General features: G+C 37.7%; 22 protein-coding genes and 1 pseudogene. 13 read left to right on the forward strand and 10 right to left on the reverse strand.

Features of this window, described 5'->3' with window-relative positions; translation table 11 throughout:
• Window positions 1-10 precede the first annotated feature (10 nt).
• A complete protein-coding gene (gene dapF, locus F1560_RS11190) occupies window positions 11-868 on the forward strand; it encodes a diaminopimelate epimerase (RefSeq protein WP_149474695.1) in 858 nt (285 codons plus the stop codon).
• A 69-nt stretch (window positions 869-937) separates the two neighbouring features.
• Window positions 938-1,294: a HesB/IscA family protein gene (locus F1560_RS11195; protein WP_095309255.1), complete on the forward strand. Its 357-nt coding sequence runs from the start codon at window positions 938-940 to the stop codon at window positions 1,292-1,294.
• Window positions 1,295-1,528: 234 nt separating this feature from the next.
• Here the strand turns inward: F1560_RS11195 and F1560_RS11200 are convergent, their stop codons facing one another.
• Together F1560_RS11200 and F1560_RS11205 are read right to left on the reverse strand one after the other, a co-directional pair.
• Window positions 1,529-2,524 (reverse strand): nuclease-related domain-containing protein, encoded by a 996-nt coding sequence (locus tag F1560_RS11200; protein ID WP_149474696.1) that lies wholly within the window; start codon window positions 2,522-2,524, stop codon window positions 1,529-1,531.
• 101 nt (window positions 2,525-2,625) lie between these two features.
• Window positions 2,626-3,612 (reverse strand): NAD(P)/FAD-dependent oxidoreductase, encoded by a 987-nt coding sequence (locus F1560_RS11205; RefSeq protein WP_149474697.1) that lies wholly within the window; start codon window positions 3,610-3,612, stop codon window positions 2,626-2,628.
• Window positions 3,613-4,022: 410 nt separating this feature from the next.
• Between F1560_RS11205 and F1560_RS11210 the strand changes: the two genes are divergently transcribed.
• The 3 genes from F1560_RS11210 to F1560_RS11220 all read left to right on the forward strand — a co-directional run bounded on the left by F1560_RS11210 (window position 4,023) and on the right by F1560_RS11220 (window position 6,499).
• Window positions 4,023-5,237 carry an NAD(P)/FAD-dependent oxidoreductase gene (locus F1560_RS11210; protein WP_149474773.1) on the forward strand — a complete coding sequence of 405 codons (1,215 nt, stop codon included), beginning with the start codon at window positions 4,023-4,025 and terminating at the stop codon, window positions 5,235-5,237.
• Between the two features lie 110 nt (window positions 5,238-5,347).
• Complete coding sequence (locus F1560_RS11215) at window positions 5,348-5,659, forward strand: YuiB family protein (protein ID WP_149474698.1); 312 nt, start codon at window positions 5,348-5,350, stop codon at window positions 5,657-5,659.
• A gap of 174 nt (window positions 5,660-5,833) precedes the next feature.
• Entirely contained in the window at window positions 5,834-6,499 is a 666-nt protein-coding gene (locus tag F1560_RS11220) for a 3D domain-containing protein (protein WP_149474699.1), read from the forward strand.
• 55 nt (window positions 6,500-6,554) lie between these two features.
• On the opposite strand, the gene F1560_RS11225 is transcribed toward F1560_RS11220, so the two are convergent.
• From F1560_RS11225 to deoD, 3 genes are all read right to left on the reverse strand, one after another.
• Window positions 6,555-7,031, reverse strand: a complete 477-nt coding sequence (locus F1560_RS11225; protein ID WP_149474700.1) for a divergent PAP2 family protein — start codon at window positions 7,029-7,031, stop codon at window positions 6,555-6,557.
• Window positions 7,032-7,159: 128 nt separating this feature from the next.
• Window positions 7,160-7,756, reverse strand: a complete 597-nt coding sequence (locus F1560_RS11230; RefSeq protein WP_149474701.1) for a biotin transporter BioY — start codon at window positions 7,754-7,756, stop codon at window positions 7,160-7,162.
• A gap of 116 nt (window positions 7,757-7,872) precedes the next feature.
• On the reverse strand, window positions 7,873-8,580 hold the full coding sequence (gene deoD, locus F1560_RS11235; RefSeq protein ID WP_149474702.1) for a purine-nucleoside phosphorylase: 708 nt from the start codon (window positions 8,578-8,580) through the stop codon (window positions 7,873-7,875).
• 211 nt (window positions 8,581-8,791) lie between these two features.
• Here deoD and F1560_RS11240 point away from each other — a divergent pair, with 211 nt between their 5' ends.
• Window positions 8,792-9,055: a phosphocarrier protein HPr gene (locus F1560_RS11240; RefSeq protein WP_149474703.1), complete on the forward strand. Its 264-nt coding sequence runs from the start codon at window positions 8,792-8,794 to the stop codon at window positions 9,053-9,055.
• An 86-nt stretch (window positions 9,056-9,141) separates the two neighbouring features.
• On the opposite strand, the gene kapB is transcribed toward F1560_RS11240, so the two are convergent.
• Window positions 9,142-9,540, reverse strand: coding sequence for a kinase-associated lipoprotein KapB (gene kapB, locus F1560_RS11245; protein ID WP_149474704.1), 399 nt, complete (start codon window positions 9,538-9,540; stop codon window positions 9,142-9,144).
• A 119-nt stretch (window positions 9,541-9,659) separates the two neighbouring features.
• Between kapB and F1560_RS11250 the strand changes: the two genes are divergently transcribed.
• From F1560_RS11250 to F1560_RS11275, 5 genes and pseudogenes are all read left to right on the forward strand, one after another.
• On the forward strand, window positions 9,660-9,854 hold the full coding sequence (locus tag F1560_RS11250) for a hypothetical protein (RefSeq protein WP_149474705.1): 195 nt from the start codon (window positions 9,660-9,662) through the stop codon (window positions 9,852-9,854).
• Window positions 9,855-9,958: 104 nt separating this feature from the next.
• Window positions 9,959-10,540 (forward strand): superoxide dismutase family protein, encoded by a 582-nt coding sequence (locus F1560_RS11255; RefSeq protein WP_149474706.1) that lies wholly within the window; start codon window positions 9,959-9,961, stop codon window positions 10,538-10,540.
• A 343-nt stretch (window positions 10,541-10,883) separates the two neighbouring features.
• Window positions 10,884-12,323, forward strand: a complete 1,440-nt coding sequence (locus F1560_RS11260) for a spore germination protein (RefSeq protein WP_187773702.1) — start codon at window positions 10,884-10,886, stop codon at window positions 12,321-12,323.
• A 30-nt stretch (window positions 12,324-12,353) separates the two neighbouring features.
• A complete protein-coding gene (locus tag F1560_RS11265; RefSeq protein WP_187773703.1) occupies window positions 12,354-13,523 on the forward strand; it encodes a Ger(x)C family spore germination protein in 1,170 nt (389 codons plus the stop codon).
• Window positions 13,524-13,570: 47 nt separating this feature from the next.
• A pseudogene (locus tag F1560_RS11275) lies at window positions 13,571-14,670 on the forward strand (GerAB/ArcD/ProY family transporter).
• A gap of 225 nt (window positions 14,671-14,895) precedes the next feature.
• On the opposite strand, the gene F1560_RS11280 reads toward F1560_RS11275, so the two are convergent.
• Window positions 14,896-16,074, reverse strand: coding sequence for a MalY/PatB family protein (locus F1560_RS11280; RefSeq protein ID WP_149474711.1), 1,179 nt, complete (start codon window positions 16,072-16,074; stop codon window positions 14,896-14,898).
• A 489-nt stretch (window positions 16,075-16,563) separates the two neighbouring features.
• Between F1560_RS11280 and F1560_RS11285 the strand changes: the two genes are divergently transcribed.
• Both F1560_RS11285 and F1560_RS11290 read left to right on the forward strand, forming a co-directional pair.
• Window positions 16,564-17,115 (forward strand): RNA polymerase sigma factor, encoded by a 552-nt coding sequence (locus F1560_RS11285; RefSeq protein ID WP_149474712.1) that lies wholly within the window; start codon window positions 16,564-16,566, stop codon window positions 17,113-17,115.
• Window positions 17,108-18,655, forward strand: a complete 1,548-nt coding sequence (locus F1560_RS11290; RefSeq protein WP_149474713.1) for a hypothetical protein — start codon at window positions 17,108-17,110, stop codon at window positions 18,653-18,655. Before F1560_RS11285 ends, F1560_RS11290 begins: the two co-directional genes overlap by 8 nt.
• A 53-nt stretch (window positions 18,656-18,708) precedes the next feature.
• Here the strand turns inward: F1560_RS11290 and F1560_RS11295 are convergent, their stop codons facing one another.
• The 3 genes from F1560_RS11295 to F1560_RS11305 all read right to left on the reverse strand — a co-directional run bounded on the left by F1560_RS11295 (window position 18,709) and on the right by F1560_RS11305 (window position 21,685).
• Window positions 18,709-20,055, reverse strand: coding sequence for a glucose-6-phosphate isomerase (locus F1560_RS11295; RefSeq protein ID WP_149474714.1), 1,347 nt, complete (start codon window positions 20,053-20,055; stop codon window positions 18,709-18,711).
• Between the two features lie 149 nt (window positions 20,056-20,204).
• Window positions 20,205-20,582 carry a S1 domain-containing post-transcriptional regulator GSP13 gene (yugI, locus tag F1560_RS11300; RefSeq protein WP_149474715.1) on the reverse strand — a complete coding sequence of 126 codons (378 nt, stop codon included), beginning with the start codon at window positions 20,580-20,582 and terminating at the stop codon, window positions 20,205-20,207.
• Between the two features lie 104 nt (window positions 20,583-20,686).
• The gene (locus F1560_RS11305) at window positions 20,687-21,685 is read right to left on the reverse strand and encodes a potassium channel family protein (RefSeq protein ID WP_149474716.1); all 999 of its coding nucleotides are present in this window, start codon (window positions 21,683-21,685) and stop codon (window positions 20,687-20,689) included.
• Window positions 21,686-21,820 lie beyond the last annotated feature (135 nt).

Here is a 21,820-nt window from a genome sequence, read left to right on the forward strand (position 1 = left end):
TGGAGTATAAATGGAAATACCTTTTATCAAAATGCATGGTCTTGGGAATAATTATATTTATATTGATTTATTCCAATTTAACATAGAAGAAGAACTCCTTTCCGATCTTGCTCAGAAAGTAGCGAATGTCAATACTGGGATCGGCTCAGATGGGATGATTTTAATGCATCCGAGTGAAAAGGCTGATCTTGGGATGCGAATTTTTAATAAAGATGGTTCAGAAGGAAAAAGCTGTGGGAACGGACTGCGTTGTACTGCGAAATACGCGTATGAACATGGAATTGTGACAAAGGAAAAATTTACAATTGAAACACGAGCGAATATTGTAGAAGCTGAAGTTACTGCAAATGACGAACAGGTAGAACTTATTACGATTAATATGGGACGCCCAGAATTACGTCGGGTGCACATTCCAATGATGGGAAGTGATGATCCTGAAGTTATCTCGGAGCCATTTGTCATTAATGGTGAAGAATTAGAGGTGACTGCCATATCGATGGGAAATCCTCATGTGGTATTTTTTGTAGATTCAATTGAGGCAGCACCCTTGTATGAACTTGGTCCTATTGTTGAAAAAGACCCTCGTTTTCCAGAGGGGGTCAATGTAGAGTTTATCGAAGTTATTTCTTCAAATGAACTTCATTTCCGTGTGTGGGAACGAGGCTCTGGTGTCACACAAGCTTGCGGTACAGGAGCGTGTGCTGCGGTAGTTGCTGCGACGTTAAATCACCACTGTAACAAAAATGAGGCGGTAGTTGTTCATTTGGCGGGTGGCGATTTAACGATTAAATGGGATGAAGCTGGAGACGTGTGGATGACCGGTGGTGCAGAGATCATCGCTAAAGGTGTGTTCCAATATGTCGAGTAGAAATAGTTGAACAACTTGATTTCTCTTTGTATACTTAAATATATAGTTTGAAATGAGGAGGTCCGTAAAATGGTCATTACATTGACAGATAATGCCAGCGCTCAAATCAAAGAGATGATGCAGGAAGAATCCGCGGGTGCACATCTGCGCTTTGGAATTAAAGGCGGGGGATGTAGCGGATTATCTTATTCTCTAGGGTTTGAATATGATATAAATGAAGAATTAGACGTTGTAGAAGATATAAATGGAATTCCGGTTGTTTTTTTCAATCAGGACATTCCGATTATTGAAGGAACTACTATTGATTTTAAACAAAACATGATGGGTGGCGGGTTTGCAATTGATAACCCGAACGCTATCGTATCCTGTGGGTGTGGCTCATCTTTCCGTACAAAGGATAAAGTAGGAACACCAGGAGATTGTTAATCAGAACCGGGGCGCTGTATGGTGCTCCGTTTTTTTGTGGGTTCGCGGTTAATTGCGTTTTGGCTTGGTGTGGAATCGCTTTGCTCACGATCGAACAAGGCTGAAATACGATCCAAATCTGCTAAAATACGATCCAATTCAAAAGGAATACGGTCCAATTCAAACAAAATACGATCCAATCACAAAAAGAGCGCACATAAAGTGCGCTCGCAAGCCAAGCTAACCTTGCATTATTCATTCATCATGATCAAGTAGCTGTGACAGTTTCTCGAAATCGAGCAAATAGGTACGATTTTTATATGTGCCATGATGTTTTAGAGGTAATACGTTTAATAATTTTGACGTAACCGACCTAGAATTCAGCAGTGTAAAATCACGAAAGCGTTTGTTTGTTATTTCATGGTCAATCAGAAGCAGGTAATCGATTAGGGATTGAATATGTGCATGTATACTTTGGAATCCACAGCGACCACATTTCCAGTAACCCCATTCTCGACGCATAGAAGGCGTCGTACATCGGATACACAGAATACCTTTGATTAACTGCTTTTCTTGAAGATGATACCTCGCTAATTCATTGGTCATTAATGGAGTGTGATTTTTAAGCAGCAGGGATGATAATTCATCAAGTTGATGCTGGGATAGAATCTGAGTTCGGAAACGGTTTTTCAAACTGTTGATTTTAAAAGGAAGACTTGCTGAGTGAACGACAGAATCAAAGATATGTGCTGCGTTTGATGAGGCCTGTAATAAGGAGGAAGATTTGCTGGAAACGACTAAGGGGATAATTGGTATGGCTGGAACTGCGTGCCTATTGAGGAAATCTTGAAGCTGATGCTGATGGCGATGGATCTGTGTTATTGGGTATGGAAAAACTTCTTCCTTGTCTTCATTGGTACGAATCAATTGCTGTGCAGTGTCGTCGAAGTAAAGCTTGCCTGCTATATGTTTGACTTCTAAAATAAATATACAGAAGGGGGAAACGAGCAATAGGTCGATTTGAAAATGATAGCCGTTAATCCAAGGAAGTCTTAAGTCATGAAAAATCAAGTAATCATCTCGGGTAAAGTTTAAATGGAATTCTAACGAGCGTTCACCTTGATTACCTGCGTAAGCAATTCGCAAATCTTGTCCGATTCTCTCTCTTTGGGGATGAGAAGCAGGCAATCTTCTCAGCAATGCCTCTTTTTTATAAATGGAAAATGGAGTCGTAAAAGTCTTTTTATACAAGAAATCACCTCACAGTCAGTTAGGATAATGATTCGCCATAAACGCCTTGAATTCCTGCTTAGATCATTAAAAAAAGCCATCCAAATCGGATGGCTAACAACCTAAAACATTGCTGTTGAATGCTTTGGTTGGATACGTGCTTTTGGATCGATGTAATTTTTAGCGTTATTAATAGCTGTTGGTCCTTCACCAAATCCAGTAACAATCAGTTTTACTTTTCCTTCATACGTACAAATATCGCCTGCAGCATAAATTCCTGGAATATTTGTTTCCATTTTTGTGTTGACCACGATACTGTTTTTCTCAATTTCGAGACCCCAGTTTTTGATAGGTCCTAGGCTTGAGATAAAGCCATAGTTACAAATAACATCATCTACTTCTATTTCGACTGTTCGATCACCTTTTACCTCTTGGAAAATAATTTGATCAATTTTATCAGACGTAACTATATCTGAAGGAGTGAATGGTGTTAATAGTTCGACAGTTGAAGCTTTTAGCTGCTCTACACTGTGTTCGTGTGCGCGGAATTCATCACGCCTGTGAACGAGTGTCACTTTCTTTGCAACCTTTTCGAGCATAAGTGCCCAGTCCACTGCTGAGTCGCCCCCGCCTAAGAGAACTACATTTTTATCTTTAAATTGATTCATATCCTTTACATAATAGTGTAAATTAATCCCTTCAAAACGTTCGCTTTCACCAATATTGAGACGGCGCGGCTGGAATGCACCATTTCCAGCTGTGATGATCATTGTTTTTGTGAAATGAACTTCACCAGTATTGGAAGTTAATTTAAATGAATCATCCTCAAGCTTTTCTACGGTTTCAATAGCTTGTCCAAGCACAATCTCAGGATTGAACATGTTTGCCTGTTCCTCTAGTCTATCGACAAGCTCCTGGGCGCGAACCTTTGGAAATCCCGCTACATCGTATATGTATTTTTCCGGATAGAGGGCTGTGAGCTGTCCACCAGTATGTGGCAAGCTTTCGATTATCTTTACGCTCGCTTGGCGCATCCCGCCATAGAAAGCCGTAAATAATCCGGTAGGGCCCGATCCGATAATTGTGACATCATATATTTGTTCAGACATGATAAAAACCCCCGATATATTTCAATAAATTATCAACATTCTTATCGTACCACAACCGATTCATGAAGTGTATGGTTGAAAACGATTTTACTGGTAATCGAAAAAACAGTTAATAAATATACAATTAGGAAAATAAAATATAGGGTTGAAAACTTTCATGAAAAACGCTAATATAGGTTAGTGAATATTACAGAATGATGACAAATTAGTTTTAATATAATTATAGAAAAAGAGATTCTGGATTTAGTCAGGTTTTATATTTGGCAATAAAGAAGCATAAGTACTTTGGCATTCACAGCAAGGACTGGTGAATACCCAATTTTTCTAAAGAAAACTAGTGAAATATGTCACATAGGCTTAGAGGACTAGAGTGACTACGTAAAATGAGAAAAATGGAGTAGTGAATGAGAATGAATAAACCACATATTGTAATTTTAGGTGCAGGATATGGTGGAATGATGACTGCCTCAAAATTACAGAAAACGATGCATATGAATGAAGCGGATATTACCCTTGTCAATAAAAATGATTACCACTATCAAGCAACTTGGCTACATGAAAATGCCGCTGGAACACTTCATCCAGACCGAACAAAAATTAAAATTAAAGATGTTATTAATTCAAGAAAAATTAATATTGTTTTAGATGAAGTTATTAGCATTAAGCCAGAGGAAAAAATAGTGAAGTTAGCGAATACAGAACTGAAATATGATGTACTCGTTATTGGATTAGGTTTCGAAGCAGCTACATTTGGCATTCCTGGACTAGGGGAAAATGCATTGATGATTGGTGATATAAATAGTGCTCGTTTAGTGAGGGAGCATTTGGATTATAACTTTGCTAATTATCATAATGAAGCCGAAAAAAATGATGCACGACTGAATATTGTCATTGGTGGCGGTGGATTTACCGGTATCGAGTTTGCCGGTGAATTAATCAATCGAATTCCAGAGCTATGTGCGGAATATGATATTGAGAAAACGCAAGTTAGGGTTATTGTTGTGGAAGGAGCGCCGACGATTCTGCCAGGATTTGATGAAGAACTTGTGGAATATGCCATAAACTCCTTATCATCTCGTGGGGTAGAGTTTATTAATGGTGCAATGTTGAAGGAATGTAATAAAGATCGTATCGTCTATGAAAAAGACGGAAAGCTGACCGAGATTCCGACAATGACAACCGTCTGGGCAGCAGGAGTAAAAGCAAATTCAATTGTGGAGCAGTCTGGTTTTACAACAAATCGTGGTAAGGTAGAAGTGCGTAAGGATATGCGTACACCAGATTATGATGATGTGTTTGTGATTGGAGATTGTGCGCTAATTATGAATGAGCAGACGGGCAGACCTTTCCCGCCAACTGCACAAATTGCGATTCAGCAATCTGGAACGGTAGCTCATAACGTAAAAGCGGCAGTACGTGGAGAAGCGCTACAATCTTTTGAGCCAAATCTATTAGGTACAATCGCTTCACTTGGTCATGATGATGCAATTGCTGAGGTTTTAGGACGTAAATTATTTGGTTGGAAAGCGACGGTTATGAAAAAAATGAGTGATAATCGTTACCTGTTGAAATTAGGCGGTATTGGCCTTTTAATGAAAAAAGGGAAATTTAACATTTTTTACTAATATGAGTTATAACAAAAAAGCAAAGGAAGCGTACAGCCTTTGCTTTTTTGGCTTTTTATTATAAAATGACAGTTGTATGCTTAATCGATTACATGAGGGGAGTTACTGGATTGATACAATTAATCGTTTCCATTGTTTTATATTTCGTCATTTTTTTCGGAATCGCATTCATCTTAAATATGCTGTTAAGAAGGACATGGCTGATGGCATTTCTTTATCCGTTTGTTGTCATTATGATTATTGATAATCTATCAACAATGGAATATTTTACAAATACAAGTGCGGCATTCTCGCAACTAGGTCAAGAATTAGTGAGCTTAAAGTTCGCTGATATACTTATCCTATCTTCTGGACTTGCAGGAGCAATCGTATCTGGTTACGTTATAAAAATCTTGCGTAAAAGCGGCTATCGGATGTTTTAATTGCTTCAATAGACATTTACACCATGGTTAAAATGAAGCGATAGAGATTTACCTACCTACATAAGTGCATAAAGGCATGCTACTGTATCTGTGATATATGCTAAGTAGTTTTCTAATATTTTCATGAATAAAATTTTACTAGATTGGAAATGATGACATCCAAGAGGTGTTATTATGAAAATCAAACATTTTATTTGGCATGTTGGGATGTTGACATTGATTATGGTTTTGCTTGTGCAGGCAGTGACATCCATTTCAAATGCTGGGGAAGAACATCCGGAGTCGGGTACTGTGCTGACGTCAAAAGCAGCAGAGCTCAGGCAAACAGTGTTAAAACATAAGGGATTAAATGTTTCAAAATCGAAGCAACGTTATATTTCAAGCAATGAAATGGAAGCGCAACAAACGATTGAGGAAGCAATTGACTTTGAACAATATCCAGTTTCAACAGTAGTAGCAACTGGTTATACAGCCGGAATCGAATCGACCGGAAAAATGCCAGATCATCCAGAATATGGGGTTACATTTTCAGGTGTAAAAGTGAAACGAGACTTGTATTCTACTATTGCTGCTGACTTAACGATTTATCCGATAGGAACAATTCTTTATATTCCCGACTACGGCTATGGTGTTGTTGCTGATAAGGGAAGTGCGATACAGGGAAATAAACTTGATTTATTTTACCACACAGTGGATGACGTTTATGAACAGTGGGGTAAAAGGGAATTAGAAGTCTATATCGTAGAAATGGGCAATGGAGAATTGACTGAAGAACAGCTTAAAGCGTTAAATGAAAATGAAACGATGCAAGTATTCAGGCAACAATTTAACGAAGGTTAACGAAATACAAAAAAGACTCCCCGAAATCAACTATCGGGAGTCTTTTTAGCTTTTATCATTGGAAAAATGGATAGAGTAAGAAAGCAATACCAATTCCAGTCAAGCCACCAAAAAATACTTCAATCGGCTGATGTCCTAATAGCTCTTTCAATTCCCTGCGCTTCTCATATTCTTCCTTTTTATTCCAATCCTTCGCACTTTCTGTAAAGTACTGAAAGTCTTTAATTAATCGATTAAGCACAGCTGCATGCTCCCCAGCTTGTCTACGCACACCAGAAGCATCAAACATCGTGATTACACTAAAGATGCATGCGAGTCCGAATACACTTGATGTGACACCGTCAACGATTCCAATAGCAGTTGTCAGTGCAGTGACGGCTGCAGAATGACTGCTTGGCATTCCACCAGTGCTAAATGCGAGACCTGGTTGGAACTCTCGTGTAAAGATTAATTTAATTGGAATTTTAATTACTTGAGCAAATACAATTGCTGTTAAGGCTGCCCACAAAGGGAAATTTAAAAATAACTCCATAAGCTATAAAACATCCTTCCTACTGCAATATCCTGATTAAACCTGCAAGTTGCGTGGGTGCTCCATCATATTGCTGTTATTTTACCATAGAGAAGTGACCAGGTAAACGGATGACTATAGCATAAGTCTTATGAAGCACTTATATTCTTCAATGTGGAAGGAATTCGTTTGGCAAGGCTTAACATAAAAAGGGCAGCAATAATCGATAATATAGCATCCTTTATCATGAATGGAATCATTCCTGCCCATGCGACTGAATAAGAAATCGGTAAAGCTAGCCACGTGTTCATAGCGGTATACATATATGTAGTTCCAAATCCGTAATTGATGAATAAACCAATAATTGCAGCAAAGATAAAGTATGGAATCGAACGAGTTTGTCGATTCTCTATCATCCAGCCAACAATAAAAGCAATTAAAATAAAGGAAAAAATAAATCCTCCCGTTGGACTAATTAACTGAAAGAATCCTCCTTTTAAACCAGCGAATATCGGTAATCCTGCCGAGCCAAGTAATGTATAAACAACCATCGATATGGTTCCAAGCTTTTTCCCAAGCATCATTCCTGCTAAAATAGCAAAGAATGTTTGTAAGGATACAGGAACGGTTGTTCCTCCAATTGGAATTGTCAAAAATGGAAACCAAACCGTAATATTCGCACCGATGGCCATTAAACAAACAAACATGGCCCCAAACGTTAAATCTATTGGACGTAATTTCGTCATGTGAAACTCCCCCTTATACCAAAATAATAAGAGGGTACATTTATAATGTCAACCAAAATTTAATTTGAGGTGACAAAAAAGACAGTCATTATTCGACTGTCTTTGTGAAAATGGGTTTATTTAATGATTGCCTCTAGAGCGATTTCCATCATGTCATTGAAGGTTGTTTGGCGTTCCATTGCTGTTGTTTCCTCTCCAGTAAGGATATGGTCAGAAACCGTAAGTACAGACAATGCTTGACGTCCATATTTTGCTGCAAGGGTGTAAAGTGCAGTTGATTCCATTTCAATTGCTAGGACGTTGTATTTCGCAAGCAGTTCGTTTACTTCTTTCGCATTATCACGATAGAATGTATCGCTTGTAAAAATATTACCAACGCGAAGGTTAAGTCCTTTTTCCATACCAGCATCATACGTGTTCTTGAGTAATTCAAAATCGGCAATTGGAGCATAATCAATGCCGTTAAAAATTAATCGGTTCATTTGTGAATCTGTTGTTGATCCTTGGCCTAAAATAATATCACGGACTTTTACATCCTTTTGGATCGCTCCACATGTACCAACTCGAATTAGTTTTTTTACATCATAACTTTGAATAAGCTCATTAACATAAATGGAAATAGAGGGTACACCCATTCCTGTACCTTGTACAGAAACGCGCTCTCCTTTATATGTGCCAGTATAACCCAACATACCACGTACCTCGTTGTAAAGTTGCGCATCTTCTAGGTATGTTTCTGCAATATATTTTGCACGCAGGGGATCTCCCGGTAAAAGTATTTTATCAGCAATTTCACCTTGTTTTGCACCTATGTGAACACTCATTTATATTCCTCCTTGTATCTGAAGCAGTTCTTTTCAAAATAACGTTATCATAACAGCTCATGAAAGACAAATTTCCACTGTATTCGATTTTTTTTTGCTTATTTCTTTCATTAATTTCTGTAATTGTATATAATAGAAGTAGGTTTATGTGAATCACATAACATAAATGTTTGAAAAAATATTATAAATAGATTTGGAAGGATGAATTTTAATGAAATCACAAACATTTACAATTACTGCTGAAACTGGTGTACATGCAAGACCTGCAACGTTATTAGTTAATAAAGCGGGCCAGTATGATTCTGAGGTTGAAGTATCGTATAAAGGAAAGCAAGTTAACTTGAAGTCCATTATGGGAGTAATGTCACTAGGTATTCCAAAAGGATCTGAAATCGAAATCATTGCTACTGGAAATGATGAAGAAGAAGCATTGAACGGTGTTGCTGAAGTAATTAAAGAACACTTAGGTGAATAAACGACACATCGTAAGCGTCTGCAGGCTGGATAAGTTCTGTGCTTATGGCGCTCAAAAAGAAGCTAGAGGACAATTGTTCTCTAGCTTTATTCTTGATTATACAATTTTTCGTAATACGTCGTTTCTAGATTATCGAGCTTTTGCTGTGCCATTTTGTTAAATGGCGTATCTTCTGCTCCGATTTTTTCCTTGTACGTTTCCACTGCTTCTTTTAAAGATTTTCCATAGGCTGGAATTTCTCCTTCATATGCGTGAACGGCTGCTTTTTTAACGTTCATTTTTTCACGGTATGCCAATGCTTTTCGTTCGTGGAAAAAGACGTCATCGAGTTTTCCGTAATTGTGCAAGTCTCCTTGTAGCGGATGTTTTTGGACAGCAAGTACTTCAACGAGAAAGTTCTCGCCACGTAGTTCTTTTATAACTCCAATATAAGTTCCTGAACGATAATGCGCCTTTACTATACTTCCGATTGAAATCTCAGACATCAAATCACTCTCCTTAGCTCTAGTTTGCCAAAAATAAGGCAGATTAGCGAATATTTGATTTTGTTAGTTGGCTAATAATAGAAGTTTGTTATAATTGATAGAGAAGGATGTGAAGATTGATGATGCCGTTTCTTTATTTTCCAGAAGATAAGACGGAATATATTCCAGCAGTTATTGCATTGACGATTTTCATCATTTTAGCAGTTATTGCAATGTACCTGATGGTGAAAAAATCGAAGAAAGATGAGCAAAGTTTCAATAAAAAATATCATCAACAATTGGAAAAAAATCAACATACAACAGATAATACGTAAGCTAACGCAAAGTCCCCTTATTAAAAAATAAGGGGCTTTTTTGTTTAGATTAATTCCTTGTTGCAAATACTGAATAGAAAGGAATGCAAAAGGAGATTTTTTACATGCGTTTTATTGTTGTTTTAATTACCTTACTTTTATTAATTGCTTGCCAATCATCAGATGAAATTACCAGTAAGACAGTAGAAATGTATAATGGAACCGGAGATAGAGTTGGAACAGCTGCACTAAATGAAACAGCAGAGGGAGTGCAAATTGAGCTTACCTTGGAAGGGCTAAATCCTGGCTTTCACGGGATACATGTCCACGAATACCCGGTCTGCGAAGGACCAGATTTCACAAGCGCTGGGAACCATTTAGACCCAGAAGGGAACGAGCATGGCCTCATGCATCCGGATGGTGCACATCTTGGTGATTTGCCCAATATTGAAGCGGATGGTGCTGGGCTTGTTGATGTAGAATTGATGCTGCCAGAGGCGACGATGCTTGATGGAAAAAATTCGCTTTTTGGAGAAGGTGGAACCTCTTTAATTGTTACGGAAAATCAGGATGATGGTGTGAGTCAGCCAAGCGGTAACTCTGGAGCAAGAATTATTTGTGGTGTGATTGCAAAAGAAGATGAAGATGGCGAGTCCGAAGATGCACCGACAGATCCCACGGAATTTAATGAGGACCAAGAAGAGTAGAAAACTTGCGTCGAACAAGTGGTGAAGTAGTTGTCAAAAATGACACTTTCCGTTTAAGTTACGGCTTGTTATTTATCTTAATAGCAAGCCGTTTTTATGAAAAGAAATGATAATCGCAATGGAACTGTAACATGAAAATGTTGAGTCACCATACATAATAACCTCTCGAACAGGTAAGAATAATTTGTATGATTGATAGAGGGGACGTGATTTTATCATTAAAAGTATCCATAAGCTATTTCATTTTTTTAACAGTAAACACCCTCTTGAAGAACAATCGAGTCCGTTTCAGAACGAAGTGCTCACAGGGAAATTAGAGCATGATGCGAACGAATTAAAGGTAGTGTTCGAGAAATCTTCTGATATCGTCTATCGAGAGCTGCATCTTGGAGAGCAAAAAGGAATGCTGATCTTCTTTGATGGGCTTGTCGATCTGCAGTTAATCGACTCTGATGTTTTGAAGCCGTTATTAAATTGCGATAATCAGGAGTTAAATTCTTCGGAGATAATTTCACTGAAACAGCTGCTGAAACGAGTTGTTACAACAGCTGACATTTCTAGTAGTCAAAAGCTGCAAGATGTCACCAATCATATTTTATCGGGAGATACGGTTTTATTAATTGATGGAATGACGGAGGCACTATTCATTAGTTTGAAGGGCTGGGAGAAGCGAGGAATTGAACAACCGGAATCGGAAGTAGTCGTTCGTGGACCAAGAGATGGATTTACGGAAGATTTACGGACGAATACGACTTTAATTCGAAGAAGGTTAAAAACACCGAAGTTAAAAATGGAGCAAAAGACAGTAGGGCGATTATCGAAAACCGATCTCGTCATTACATATATAGAAGGTATAGCGGACGATTCATTAATTCAGGAGATTCACGAACGAATTAATCGAATAGATATTGACGCTATCTTAGAAAGTGGATATATCGAAGAATTAATTGACGATAACCCATTTTCAGTTTTTCCTTTAGTTGGTCACACAGAGCGTCCAGATAAAGTAGCTGGAAGTTTATTAGAAGGAAATGTTGGTATTATCATTGATAATACACCTTTTTGTCTGATTGCTCCACAAACGTTTTTTCAACTAATTCAAAGTCCTGAAGATTATTATCAGCGCTATATTACATCTTCATTTATTCGGATTTTACGATATTTGTTTTTAATTGTCTCCTTATTGTTACCATCGCTCTATGTTGCTATAACGACATATCATCAGGAAATGCTTCCAACAAGTTTATTGCTTAGTATAGCTGCTGCTCGGGAGGCTACTCCTTTTCCTGCTCTTATTGAAGCGTTAATCATGGAGGTTGCTTTTGAAGGATTACGAGAAGCTGGTGTTCGTTTGCCTCGAGCGGTAGGATCAGCTGTTAGTATTGTCGGGGCATTGGTCATTGGTCAGGCAGCCGTAGAAGCTGGCTTTGTCTCCAGTACGATGGTTATTGTTGTCGCCATAACTGGAATAGCTTCGTTTGTTATACCAGGCTATGAACAAGCCAACTCTATTCGGATTCTTCGTTTTCCGATGATGTTTCTTGCTGGGTTTATGGGGCTATATGGGGTTTTCTTAGGCGTGATAACCTTACAAATATATATTTCCCGACTCCGATCGTTTGGGGTCCCGTATTTCTCTCCAATTGCTCCATTGGATACAAATAATTTGAAGGATATATTTGTTCGCGCGCCATGGTGGGCGATGAATAAGCGTCCAGGATATGGCGGGAAAAATAAAACGAATCGGATTAAGCGTAATTCACGTCCCGGGCCAAATCAATAATAACGTATGTCGAAGCGGAAGGGAACATGTATGAGACAAAAAGGTATGTTTTTTTTACTTATTGTGATGTTACCACTTCTTACTAGTTGTTGGGGCAGGACCGAGGTAATTGATATTGCCTTAGTAACTGCTATTGCAATCGACAAAGGAGAAAATGAAGATATTCTACTTAGCTTACAAATCGCTGTTCCTAAAAGCCTTGGTGCTCAAGATGGTCAAGGATCAGGGAAGTCTGAATCAACAATAGTGGTTTCAGAAGAGGGAGAAAGTATTATGCAGGTATACCGTAAAATCCAGATGAAGTTGTCCCGGGAAATTTTCTTTGCCCACAATAGTGTGATTATTATTGGAGAAGAGCTGGCAACGGAAGGTGTTTCTTCTGTACTAGATTTCTTCTCGAGGTATCGACAACCGCAATTAGCTAGTACGATTTTATTTACAAAAGAAAAAGCTAGTGAGGTGTTAAGCTTAAACCCTCATATAGAAGCGATGACATCAGAGGAAATTACAGAACAAGAAAAACGAGGAGCTGGGCTAGAAGTTAAAGTGAGGGATTTTGTAACACGCATGTTAGCTGATGGCGATGAACCGTTTGCTTCACAAATTTCAAGTAAAACATTACAAAAAGAGGATGACTCCTCAGAATTGGTTCCGTCGCTTGATGGTGCAGCAATCTTTAAGGGAGATAAATTAAAAGGCTGGATGAATGGGATAGAATCTCGAGGAGTATTATGGATTCGCGATGAATATATGTCTGGAGTGATAACCGTTAAAGTGATAGATGATCGAGGTGGTGGGAATATCGGGGCAGAAATACGTCAAGTATCTTCTAAGATTAAGGCGGAAGTATCAAAAGAAAAAGTGAAAATCATAGTCAAAACCTATGGAGATGTTGAAATCTTTGAAAATTCCTCTCAGTTGGATTTGAATGATCCGGAAAAGCTCCAAACTGTAAAAAAAATGTTTGAAGAAGACGTAAAAGATAGGCTTGAACTAACGTTGGATAAAGCTCAAAAAGAATTAGGGTCAGATATTTTTGGTTTTGGACATGCGGTTTATCGATCGAATCCCAAACTGTGGAATGACGTGTATAAGAATAAGTGGGAAGAAGTTTTTCCAGAAATTGAAATCGAGATAGCTACTGAAATCAAGTTAAAAGGTACTGGGTTTAGTTCGCAGTCAATGACATTGTCGAATTAGAATGATGAAGGAGAATCCTTTTACCGTTAAGATTTTGGGGGGATTGTATGGAACGTATATCGGTCTATCAGCTTTTTACAATTACAGTGTTTTTTCAGCTTGGTACATCTGTAATATTTGGTTTTGCTACGGCTGCTGGTAGAGATGCATGGCTAGCAATTCTAATCTCTACTGCTTTTGGAATACTGTTGATTTTAATGTATGTTGCCCTAATGAAGTTGAACCCGGGATTAGCTTTTGTGGAATGGTTCCCGACACAACTTGGTAAATGGATCGGTATGCCGATTGCTTGGCTGTACCCACTAATGTTTTGTATGTGGCAGGGCGTATTATATCCGATGTGAAATCGATTATTCCAGATACGCTCCTACCTGATACCCCACCATGGTTTGTCGTTCTCACGCTTTTATTAGTAGTTGTATGCGGGATTTCATCAGGAATTGAAGTTATTGCTCGACTAACGGAATACTTGTTACCGATGGTATTATTAATCTTTTTTATTGAGGTTAATCTACTCTTTTTTTCTGATGTTGTGAATGTTAACTACATCCTTCCTGTTCTTGGACAGGGGTGGGGAAAAATTTGGTCAGTTGTATGGCCAACAGGTATCACACAAACATTTGCGGAGACGTTAACATTAGCGATGATTTGGCCATTGGTAAAAGAAACTGAAAAGGTATGGAAGGTAACAATCTTAGCTACAATTGTAACCGGAATAACGATTGCTGGAGTTAGTTTGATGCAGTTTCTCGTATTTGGTGAAGATATTCTAGAGCGTACCCTGTATCCTGTTTATATATTAATGCAACAAATATCGATCGCTGATTTCTTTGAAAATCTTGACGCAATTGTAAGTCTGGTTATGATTCTCACTGCTTTTGTTAAATTAACACTTTACTTTTTTGCTGCAGTTCGTTCAATTCAATTGTTATTGAATCTAAGATCGAGTCGCTACCTAATTTTACCTGTAGCTATTATTATTTACACTTTGGGCATAACGATGTCTGAAAATATAAGTGAACATGTCTATGTTGGAACTCAAATTTTTCCGCTTGTTTTATGGGTTCCATTGTTAATTATTTTGCCCTTTCTATTGCTAATCGTGTCGTTGATACGGAAAAAAATTACGAAGTCATCATCGAATTAAATCAAGGAGTGATTAGAATATGAGCAGGTTTCTCTGGCCTTGGCAGACTAATGTAGTGATAGAGTATCCGTGGATTTTGTTAGTATGTATTGTGATACTTTCGCTTCCATTATCAATTGTCTCGTGGGTACGGTGGAAAAAATGATGGGTTATCTTTAGAATTTAAACATGTTCTTTTCAAGCAAAAACACATGATCAGCTAAATGACCATGTGTTTTAACGTGTCTATTTCGTTAAAGCCTGTACGGCATCAATTATCCGTTTGACACCTTCTTCTAAAGTAGCACGTGGACAAGCAATATTCATACGCATATATTGGTCGCCACCTTCTCCATAAGACGCACCAGCATTCAAGCCAACCCTTGCTTTTTCAATCATGAATTTATTTAAAGACGTACTATCCATATCGAGTGCACTACAATCAACCCAGAGTAGATAGGTCCCTTCTGTTTTCACTACTTTGAGTTCAGGTGCATGCTGATCAAACATTTCGGTTACATAATTGGTATGACTTTCAAGTAAGCTGTTTAATTCATCAAGCCATGGTTTACCATGCGTATATGCAGCTTCCATCGCGGTATTTCCCATTGTATTCAATTGGTTATGGAAACCTTGCTTATTAAATGATGCATCAAGCTTCTTGCGATTTTCATTATTGCTTGTAATCACATAAGATGCGTCTAGTCCTGCAAGATTGAATGTTTTCGATGGTGCCATACACGTAATCGTATGATCGGCAACTTCCTCAGAAAGTGATGCAATTGGGATATGCTTCTGACCTGGGAAGACGAGATCAGCATGAATTTCATCGGAAAAAATCATGACATCATATTTCAAGCATAGTCTTGCCATCTCTTCTAGTTCTTCTTTTTTCCACACACGACCAACAGGGTTATGTGGGGAGCATAAGATAAATGCTTTTACACCAGACTTCAACTTATTTTCAAAGTCTGCAAAATCAATCGTGTAGTAATTATCTTTATTAACGAGTGGATTCTTCACCAGTTCTCGATCATGCGCTTTGATGACATTATAGAATGGTGGGTAGACAGGTGTTTGAATAAGAATTTTATCTTTTGGTTCTGTAAAGGCTTGTACGGCTATATGTAAGCTGGTAACAACGCCGTTACTATAGGATAGCCAAGTTGGGTCAACTGTCCAGTTGTGTCTTTTTTCTAACCAATTGATGATCGACCCAGATACTGCCTCATCAATTACTGTATATCCATAAATCCCGTGCTGTGCCCGTTTAATTAATGCTTCATTAACAGCTTCTGGGGCTTTGAAATCCATATCAGCGACCCACATCGGTAGTACGTCATCTGATTGGAACATGGCCTGTAACATGTCCCATTTAACAGATCTGGTATTTTTACGGTCAAATATTTCCTTAAAGATACTCATAAGATGCCTCCTAGTAATTCATTAATGCTATTATAACAAAGAAAGCTTGAATGAAAACGAAAAAAAAGCAAAGCGTTAAAACGCCTTGCCTACAGGGGGAATACGAGAAAGTCTTACATTTATAGTATTACCCCGAAATAAAAAATATAAACAGGGATATTTAAATTTTTTCATGTGCGAAAGATAGAAACTGCGAAATAACTTCTAATTACTTAGTTTGAGCAACTCTCGGCGTCCGGGATCGCTCCGGGCGGATGTGAATAAAAGTTGTGTTCCAGCGTATTTTGCTAAAGAAATAGTGAGCCTAGTAATAGCGTAGTGTGTTTCCATAGCGAGTATACGCACAACCCATTATTATTCGTTAGTTTGTAGTTTCTTTCCAACTACGAAATGTTTTTCACTTACATTCTAAAAGTTAAACAATGAAGAAACATTTGTCGAGAAACTTTCGTTACATAGGTAGTGGCGGGAAAGGAGGGGGAGGTATAGGTGGATGAATGTGAGATTGTCAATCGAGCAAAATTAAAGGATGAAACTGCCTTTGAGCAATTAATTGATACATATAAGCCTGTAATTGAACGATTTGCTTATCAATTGGGTGTGAAACAAGAAAACATTCCAGATATTGTTCAGGAAACCTTTATCAAAATTCATCGGAAATTACATCAGTTTCAAAAAGGGAAATTTACAACTTGGGTTTTTCAAGTAACACTAAATGTAGTGCGAGATCAATATCGTAAACAAAAAAGAGAGTTGAAGCTAATTGATAAAGCGAAGCAAAGTCAATTGCAAACGATTCAAAGTGGCTATTATTTTGAAAAACAAGAGCATTTATTTTTACATGAATGTATACAAAAGCTTGATGAAAAATATAAGATTCCACTAATTTTGTTTTATTTCCATGATAAATCCTATGATGAAATTGCACTTATTTTAAAAATTAAATTATCCGTTGTGAAGACTAGAATCCACCGTGGAAAAGGAAAATTAAAGGAGCTTTTCGAAACATCGATTGGAGTGGAGGTTTACCAAAATGGATGATAAGCAATTGGAAAAAATGCTTCACGATATGAAAGATGACTATAATAAGTTACCTGAATATACAAATACCAAAACCGTTATGCATACTATTTTTTCCAGAAAAAACACAAAATGGAGGCGGTTGTTGCCGACTGTTGCGGTGATAGCTGGAATGCTTTTATTTATGATTGTTGCACTTCCGTATCTGAATGATGATCAGCAAGGGGATAGGGAAGCTGAATACTTGAAACTTTATTATCAGCAAAAGAAAGAAGCTTTTCGCAAGGAACTTGGGATAGAAAGTGTGGAATCGTTTCGTGAGGTCAAACAGGCTGAGCAGCTTGTGGAACAGTTTGCACTTATGAATCAATCTGGAGAGTTTGAACGGATTAAATCGGAAATTGATTATTTATTTACCCCGCCCAAGCAAGCGATTGAACAATTGAATAAAGCTGGAGAATCAATCGGGAAAAACTTTGAATTTGGTTTTAAAATGACAGATATGGAGTATTCACTGCAAATCTATATGATGGAACTGTTTGAAAAATACGCTCTTACAAATCAAGAGCAGAAGAATTTAATAGAGGCACAGCATGACCTGAAGAGTTTTACTGGACCATCTGAAGTAAAGGCATTTTTAGAGCTGCTTTATGAACAAGGCTTTGTTCTTAAAGCAGAAGAGTTTGAATCGCCAGCTATAAAGGTTCAAATGGACTATTTTTGGATTATCGGAAATAACGAGAGATTAAAGAATATGGAATGGTTTGAACGCTATTTAGAATTAGTTGAAACAAAAATTGATCTGTATGCGCCTGGCATCGATAATAAACACGAAATTCCATGGGATGAGTTTGACACAATCTTATTGGAAATAGAGGATCTGTTTAAGGATTATCCAGAGGCGAAAAACGTTTTATTTGAGGAAACCTATTTGCAAAATGTTATACATTGGTATTTAGAGGGTTATATCGAAGCTGGTGCTTATTCGTATCCTGCTACATTAAATCAAGATGCAAGGGATGAGTTATTACATTTTGTTAACGAGCATATGGACTCTAAGTATTGGGAGATTGTGAACGGAGCTGTAGTGTTATATGAAGCAAATGATTGGAAAAAAACAGATCATCTTCAGCTTTGGGGTTTAACGAATAAACTATCACTTTTTTTCGATGATAAATTTGAAGGATTGCAGTTAAAGGATATTCATGAGGTGAATGGTTGGCCAATATTAAGTTCTACACCAAAGACATATATAGAATATGTAGAGGAACAAGATGTGTCATTACTTGAAAAGCTCTCATCAATGGAGATTATCTCGCTCTATTTTTATGCAGTCGAAAAGGAAGCAGAAGAGGATGTTCATGCTTTAGTAACTAATCTTGATTTTAACCTAAACGAAGTAAATGCTAAGGGTTTGGTCTATATTATTCGAACGGATCATGCGACTCATCATGAAACATATCAATTAATAGGACAGGACAACCATAACATACAAGCAGAGGTGCAGTTGAGTAAGGAAGGAAATATGTGGAAGATTTCGAGCGTTGAATTATATCATTAAAAAAAGCACCGTTCGTGCTCTGATTTGAGACGACGGTGCTTTTTAAACGTTAATTATAAGCGTTTCTCTAATGCTTCTTTTTCTTCCTCAAATCCAGGTTTACCAAGTAGTGCGAACATATTTTTCTTATACGCTTCTACACCAGGCTGGTCAAATGGATTGACGCCAAGTAGGTAGCCACTAATAGCACATGCTTTTTCAAAGAAGTAAACCATGTAACCGAAAGTATAGGCATCAAGTGCAGGTAATTCTACAATTAGATTCGGAACATCGCCATCAGTATGAGCAAGCATTGTACCTTGGAATGCTTTATCATTGATTTCATGAATGGTTTTACCAGCTAGGTAATTCAAGCCATCTGAATCATTTTCTTCTGCTTCCAATGTTAAATCTTTTTTCGAAGTATTCACGTGAAGTACCGTTTCAAATATATTGCGACGGCCTTCTTGGATATATTGACCAAGTGAATGCAAGTCCGTTGTGAAGTTAGCAGACGAAGGGTAAATCCCTTTTTGATCCTTTCCTTCACTTTCGCCAAATAGTTGTTTCCACCATTCGGAGAAATATTGTAAGCTTGGCTCATAATTAATTAGAAGCTCTGTTACTTTACCTTTGTTATATAGAACATTACGCACCGCTGCATATTGATATGCAGGGTTGTTAGCAAGTGTTGGTTCAGCTAAGTCATGCATTGCATCCTTTGCACCTTGCATCATATCATCGATAGAAATGCCACTTACTGCAATTGGCAGTAATCCTACAGCAGTAAGAACAGAATAGCGGCCACCAACATCATCTGGAATAACAAATGTTTCATAACCAGCTTGGTCTGCAGATGTTTTTAATGCCCCTCTTGCTTTATCTGTAGTTGCATAAATACGAGCTTTTGCTTCTTCTGCACCATATTTTTCCTCTAAGTATTTTTTGAAGATTCGGAATGCGACAGCAGGTTCTGTTGTTGTTCCGCTTTTTGAAATAACGTTAATGGAAAAATCTTTGTCCTTAAGTAACTCTAATAGCTCATTCATATAAGTAGAGCTTAAATGATGTCCAACAAAGATAACCTGTGGTGCTTGTCTTTCTTCTTTCGAAAGCAGGTTTTGGAAGGAATGATTGAGCATTTCTAACGCTGCGCGAGCTCCAAGATAAGATCCGCCAATACCAATAACAAGCAATACGTCAGAATCATTTTTGATTTTTTCTGCGCTTGCCTTTATTCGTGCGTATTCTTCTTTATCATAGTTTTCGGGTAAATCGATCCAGCCAAGAAAATCGTTACCTGGGCCAGTTTTTTCATGTAGCATATGATGTGCTGATTCCACAAATGGGCTTAAGTAATCAACTTCATGCTGGTCAAAAAATGTAAGAGCTTTATCATAGGTAAATGAAACGTGTGACATTGACATCCTCCTTTAATTGCAATCAAATGCATACCCTAACTTTAATCGATTAGTATGGTGAAATCAAGAATGATGCAATTGGAATTGCCAATGAAAAAAACATACACAACGAAGTTCAATACTTACGTGTGTATGTTTTATATTGTGACTTATTTCTTTGCTGATTGATCGATCCACTCTTGAAGCTTATCTTTCAGTGTGTTAAATCCAGCTGAATCATTGTCTTGCTGGAAAGTAGGCTGTGCTTTTTTCTCTCTAGCAGGTTTAGCAGGCTTCTTTGGTGCTTCTTCTGTAGCACGGATAGATAGCGATACTTTGTTTTTTGCTTCGTCTACATTCATTACTTTAACTTTCACTTCGTCACCAACAGTTAAATGTTCATTGATATCTTTCACATAACCATGTGTGATTTCTGAGATATGAACTAACCCTTGATTTTCTTCATCTAAAGCAACAAATGCTCCATATGGCTGTATACCTGTAACTTTTCCGTCTATAATTTGACCAGCTTCAAATTTGCTTGTCATGCTGAACAACTCCTATATTTAAATTCGTTTCTTTTTACACAATATACAATTATAGCACAAAGTATTAATTCTAGCAAAAATTACTTGAAAAATGATAGGGAATGTTACCAACGAGTTAGGGAGATTAGAATATCATTCTCACTTAAGGTTTGATCTGCCTTAGGGTGTACAAGGTATTTCTCATCACGAATAAATCCAAGTATCAGGTATCCCTGTTGTAATAGATGATTGGAAATATGCAGGAATGTTTTGCCCTTCAACTCACTAGGCAGCTGCACATGAGTAAATTGCTGTTGTATCAACAGTTGAATAACATCCTCAAAAGGGGTAGCAGTTTTTGAATGATTTAACTCATGAAAAAATAAACCACTCATAAATTCATTTGATCGGATAATCGTCGTTGCACCAGCTCGCAAAGCATTTTCAATTTGAATTTTGGATAAAATCTCGGCAACGATCGGTATCTGCTTGTTATTCCCGCGAATTGCAATTGTAGCGAGAATCGTATAATTATCTGCTTGCCGTTCATTTTTGTTTAACTCAGATGTGATTAGAACGCGGTCAGCATACTTTATATTCGCTTTTTCTAATATCGTGTCTTCACTGGCATCCCCATTAATAAAATGGACAGGATATTCTTGGAAGGTGAGGTGACGTAGCGTTCGGTCAATTAGAACGATTCGTGTGCTTGGATGATTTTTAGAAGCGATGTGTATTAATTGTTTTGTACGCTCATTCCAACCGATAAAGATAAAGTGATTCTTCCCTTTGAATGGGAGTCTTCCACATTCAAGATCCTGCTCATGTTTTACCGTTGCAGTGGACAATGAAGTAATATAAAAAGCGATTAAACCACCACCAGTTAGGATAAGTAGAATGGCAATAATTCTCCCTGTTGACGTTAGAGGGACATAATCACCGTAGCCGACAGTTGCACCAGTAACAAAAGCCCACCAAATGCCGTCGAATATCGTTGGAAATTGGTTTGGTTCGAACAGGTGAATCATCGTCCCGAAGAAAGTCATCAGAATAAAAATTGTAAGTAGAAGCTTAATGGCAGTCGGTAAACGAAAATAAAGATGTTTAAAAAAGCGAATACTCATAGCATCACCTTAATGAGGATGGATTTACAGTTTAGTATGAGCTAAGAGGGGAGTGTTATTCAAACATACAGACAAGAAAAGGGCGAGTGCTGGCGATATATATATCGTCAGCACTCGCCTCATTAGAGTCTAAGC

The organism is Oceanobacillus polygoni, assembly GCF_008304605.1.
Taxonomy (GTDB): domain Bacteria; phylum Bacillota; class Bacilli; order Bacillales; family Amphibacillaceae; genus Oceanobacillus; species Oceanobacillus polygoni.

Coding starts and splice junctions, on each gene's coding strand:
- dapF (WP_149474695.1), top strand. CDS start 11: ATGGAAATACCTTTTATCAAAATGCATGGTCTTGGGAATAATTATATT.
- F1560_RS11195 (WP_095309255.1), top strand. CDS start 938: ATGGTCATTACATTGACAGATAATGCCAGCGCTCAAATCAAAGAGATG.
- F1560_RS11205 (WP_149474697.1), bottom strand. CDS start 3,612: ATGTCTGAACAAATATATGATGTCACAATTATCGGATCGGGCCCTACC.
- F1560_RS11210 (WP_149474773.1), top strand. CDS start 4,023: ATGAATAAACCACATATTGTAATTTTAGGTGCAGGATATGGTGGAATG.
- F1560_RS11220 (WP_149474699.1), top strand. CDS start 5,834: ATGAAAATCAAACATTTTATTTGGCATGTTGGGATGTTGACATTGATT.
- F1560_RS11225 (WP_149474700.1), bottom strand. CDS start 7,031: ATGGAGTTATTTTTAAATTTCCCTTTGTGGGCAGCCTTAACAGCAATT.
- F1560_RS11230 (WP_149474701.1), bottom strand. CDS start 7,756: ATGACGAAATTACGTCCAATAGATTTAACGTTTGGGGCCATGTTTGTT.
- deoD (WP_149474702.1), bottom strand. CDS start 8,580: ATGAGTGTTCACATAGGTGCAAAACAAGGTGAAATTGCTGATAAAATA.
- F1560_RS11240 (WP_149474703.1), top strand. CDS start 8,792: ATGAAATCACAAACATTTACAATTACTGCTGAAACTGGTGTACATGCA.
- kapB (WP_149474704.1), bottom strand. CDS start 9,540: ATGTCTGAGATTTCAATCGGAAGTATAGTAAAGGCGCATTATCGTTCA.
- F1560_RS11250 (WP_149474705.1), top strand. CDS start 9,660: ATGATGCCGTTTCTTTATTTTCCAGAAGATAAGACGGAATATATTCCA.
- F1560_RS11255 (WP_149474706.1), top strand. CDS start 9,959: ATGCGTTTTATTGTTGTTTTAATTACCTTACTTTTATTAATTGCTTGC.
- F1560_RS11265 (WP_187773703.1), top strand. CDS start 12,354: ATGAGACAAAAAGGTATGTTTTTTTTACTTATTGTGATGTTACCACTT.
- F1560_RS11280 (WP_149474711.1), bottom strand. CDS start 16,074: ATGAGTATCTTTAAGGAAATATTTGACCGTAAAAATACCAGATCTGTT.
- F1560_RS11290 (WP_149474713.1), top strand. CDS start 17,108: ATGGATGATAAGCAATTGGAAAAAATGCTTCACGATATGAAAGATGAC.
- F1560_RS11295 (WP_149474714.1), bottom strand. CDS start 20,055: ATGTCACACGTTTCATTTACCTATGATAAAGCTCTTACATTTTTTGAC.
- yugI (WP_149474715.1), bottom strand. CDS start 20,582: ATGACAAGCAAATTTGAAGCTGGTCAAATTATAGACGGAAAAGTTACA.
- F1560_RS11305 (WP_149474716.1), bottom strand. CDS start 21,685: ATGAGTATTCGCTTTTTTAAACATCTTTATTTTCGTTTACCGACTGCC.